At 73.9% G+C, this 2,916-nt stretch carries 3 protein-coding genes and 1 pseudogene; 1 reads left to right on the top strand and 3 read right to left on the bottom strand.

Translation table 11 applies throughout. From position 1 onward, the window contains the following. On the top strand, window positions 1–312 hold a 312-nt coding region (locus D7V93_RS45535), incomplete at its 5' end, for a hypothetical protein (RefSeq protein WP_372338422.1). A gap of 16 nt (window positions 313–328) precedes the next feature. Here the strand turns inward: D7V93_RS45535 and D7V93_RS41160 are convergent. From D7V93_RS41160 to D7V93_RS41150, 3 genes and pseudogenes are all read right to left on the bottom strand, one after another. Next, window positions 329–1,288: a hypothetical protein gene (locus D7V93_RS41160; protein WP_120648444.1), complete on the bottom strand. Its 960-nt coding sequence runs from the start codon at window positions 1,286–1,288 to the stop codon at window positions 329–331. Between the two features lie 29 nt (window positions 1,289–1,317). Next, window positions 1,318–2,004, bottom strand: coding sequence for a hypothetical protein (locus tag D7V93_RS41155; protein WP_120648443.1), 687 nt, complete (start codon window positions 2,002–2,004; stop codon window positions 1,318–1,320). Between the two features lie 33 nt (window positions 2,005–2,037). Next, a pseudogene (locus D7V93_RS41150) lies at window positions 2,038–2,916 on the bottom strand (hypothetical protein); the annotation flags it as partial.

The following is a 2,916-nucleotide window of genomic DNA, read 5'->3' as shown; positions in this document are numbered from 1 at the left end:
GGGGGTGGCGGGAGCGCGGGTGAGGCCGTGCCCCTGGAGACGCCCGACTTCTACGGGACGGTGACGATGGCCGAGGGCCAGGGCTTCACGGTGCGCGACGACGACGGCGTGGAGCGCCCCTTCGTGGTGGCGCCCACGACGCGCATCCTCCGCGACGGAAAGCGCGTGGCCCGGGCCCAGCTCCACGAGGGCGTGCAGGTGCACACCACCTACGGCGAACGGCTCGGCACCTGGGTGGCCACCGACGTGGAGATCTACTCCGGCACGCCGTCGCGGGACCTCACCGCGGCGGCGGCGCCCGCGAAGCGCTGAGGGACGACGCCCGGCCTCAGTAGACGGCGAGCGCCTGCGGCAGGTGGTAGCTCACGATGGTGAGCACCGGGATCTTCGGGCCCTCGTCCTCGTCGTCGGTGGTCATCCCGGACGTGACGCGCAGGCCGTCGAAGCGCGCGAGGATGACGTAGTCGCGGCGGCTCTCCAGGAACGGATCCGGCGCGGGCAGCCGGCCCAGGGCCTCGCGGCCGGTCTCCTCGGAGATGTTGTCGTAGGTCTTCACGGTGGCGGACTGGCCGGTGGACTCGCGCAGGGCGGCCGAGCCCCCCACCCGTCCCTCGCCCGTCAGCACGGTCCTTCCGCCCAGGTCCCCGGACGTCTCCGACACCGTGTCGGTGCGGTACGTCACGTCCACCTCGCGGTGGGAGCCGACGGACTGGAGGCCCTGCTCCACCAGCCACAGCGTGGGGCGCTCGCCGTCCAGCCGCTGATCCGCCACCTGCGCCCGCAGGAGCACGTAGCGCCCCCGGTAGGTGTCCGGCTGGGCGATGGCGGACGCGAGCGAGAAGATGGGCACCTTGCGCGCGTGCAGCAGGCGCAGCTCGCCGTCCACGCTGCCGCCGCGCTGGGCCACCACGCGGGCGATGAGCGGGGCCGCGTCCGGACGCACGCGCAGGTCCTCCGCCCACGCGCTGCCCAGCACCGCGCCCAACTGCGTGAACGTGGGCGCGTCCGCGCAGACCTTCAGCGCCAACCACGCATCGTCGCGCGAGGACGCCTGGAGCCGGCGGGCCGCGCCCTCACAGGCGGCGGCCGTGGGGTAGCGGGCGGTGAACGCGCGGGCGTCATGCGGCGACGGCAGCGGGTCCTCGGGAGGCGGCCTCGGCGCGGGCGCGGGCGGCGTCGGGGGCGGCGCGTCCGTGAGGGCGCGGTCCTCCAGGGCCACGTGGGAGTGCGACGCACCGCAGCCGGTGACGAGCGCGCCCAGGAGGGTCAGCATCGGGAGACGGGGCATGGCGCAGGGCTCCTGGAAGTGCGGGCGGGCTACAGCGAGGCGGAGCCGGTGCGCTGGCTTCCGCGCGCGGGCGCCGGACGGGGAAGGGACGCGGAGGACGGCAGCATCATGGAGCAGGCGTCGTGGCAGCGCTCGTCCAGGCAGGCGAGCGCGGCGGGCCCGGCCTGCTGGCGCGACACGTCCGCGTAGCAGGCCTCGCCATGGCCGGGGCACTGGCTGCGCGCGGCGCACTCACAGCAGGAGGAGGCCACGGTGGCCATCAACTGCACGTCCTGGAGCACCGTGGACAGCGCGCGGTAGCAGGCGCGGGCCGCGGGCGAGAAGCGCCCCTTCGAGTCCACCACCGGCGTGCCGCCCTCGATGCCGCAGCGGCCCACGACGGCGGCGTACTTGCGCTCGCAGACGGTGACGAGCTTCGCGTCCGGCTGGCCGTCCCGGGCGTTGCTGACGGCCTCCGTGCAGAGCGCGCGCGACGCGTCCTGGAGCAGCTTGATGTTGGCGTTCTCCACGTCGGCGTTGGGGGCGCCGGCGGGCGGCACCTCCGCCTCGAAGACGCACTCCTTGCCCGCGCGCAGCGTGTCGATGGTGCAGGACCACGCCGTGGGGGACGCATCCACCACGGGGGGCGCGCCCAGGGCTTCGGGAGGAAGGGACGACGGCGCGGCGCCAGGCGGCGCGGCGCCGAGGAGCATCAGGGACAGGAGCATCGCCTTCATGGAGCCGCAGCGTAGGGCTTCGGCTCGCGCCGCTCAAACCGGAGCGTCCACACGATGTTCGTCCTGCGTCACGGGGGCGGGTACGTCCTGACCGACGACACCCGAACCCACCCTCACGGGCGGTGCCTTCGAACGACCGAGGACAATGGGCGGTTCGATGAGCGCGGGCGGCGTGGCCCGGGTGTCCCGCGGGTCGGGCACCCACACCGGATCCCTCACGAGCCCGCTCCGCTTCCACCGGCGCGGCACCCGGCGGATGCCGATGGGGTACACGGTGAGTCGCCCGTCCCTGTCGAAGTGGAACCGGAGGAAGTTCTTCCAGTCCGGGATGGACAGCGACGAGAACGCTTCGTTGGGGTGACAGGCGAACACGTTGAGCGACAGCAGCAGGTACACGCCCACCACCAGCGGCCCCACCAGCGCGCCGCCGCCGAAGAGCAGCAGCCCGCTGAACAGGTCGCGCCGCAAGCTCCAGCGCAGCTCGCCCGCCAGCGGCGAGGCGATGGCGGCCACGCCCCAGATGAGCAGCAGCGCGACGGCGAGGTGCACCGCCCCGTGCAGGCTGCCGGCCACCTGCCGCCAGCGCCGCCCCCTGCGGCCGTCCGCGAAGGCGACGCAGCCCAGCAGCACCCCGGCCGCGAGCACCATCGAGCCCGTGCTCTGCAACACCGCGTTGAGGACCTCGCGGAACGAGGGGATGCCCGCGGGGCCCTCGTTGAGGTTCGCCGTCACACCCCAGCCCAGCAGCATGTACACGACGCCCATGAACGCGGCGAACCAGGGGTTGAGGCCGGTGAACGCCAGGTTGCGCCAGGTGAGGCGCCGGGACGTCGCCTGGGAGGGAAAGCACTGCTTCAGCTCGTAGCCGCCCGGCCGCTTGTCCACCTTCGGCAGGTGCGTGGGGTGCAGGAA

The organism is Corallococcus llansteffanensis (genome assembly GCF_003612055.1).
In the GTDB taxonomy this organism is placed as follows: domain Bacteria; phylum Myxococcota; class Myxococcia; order Myxococcales; family Myxococcaceae; genus Corallococcus; species Corallococcus llansteffanensis.
The sequence above is the reverse complement of the archived record's forward strand: the minus strand, read 5'-3'. Positions and strand labels throughout refer to the sequence as shown.

Bases quoted from the DNA above. Each gene is read 5' to 3' on its own strand.
- D7V93_RS41160 (WP_120648444.1), bottom strand. From the start codon at position 1,288: ATGCCCCGTCTCCCGATGCTGACCCTCCTGGGCGCGCTCGTCACCGGC.
- D7V93_RS41155 (WP_120648443.1), bottom strand. From the start codon at position 2,004: ATGAAGGCGATGCTCCTGTCCCTGATGCTCCTCGGCGCCGCGCCGCCT.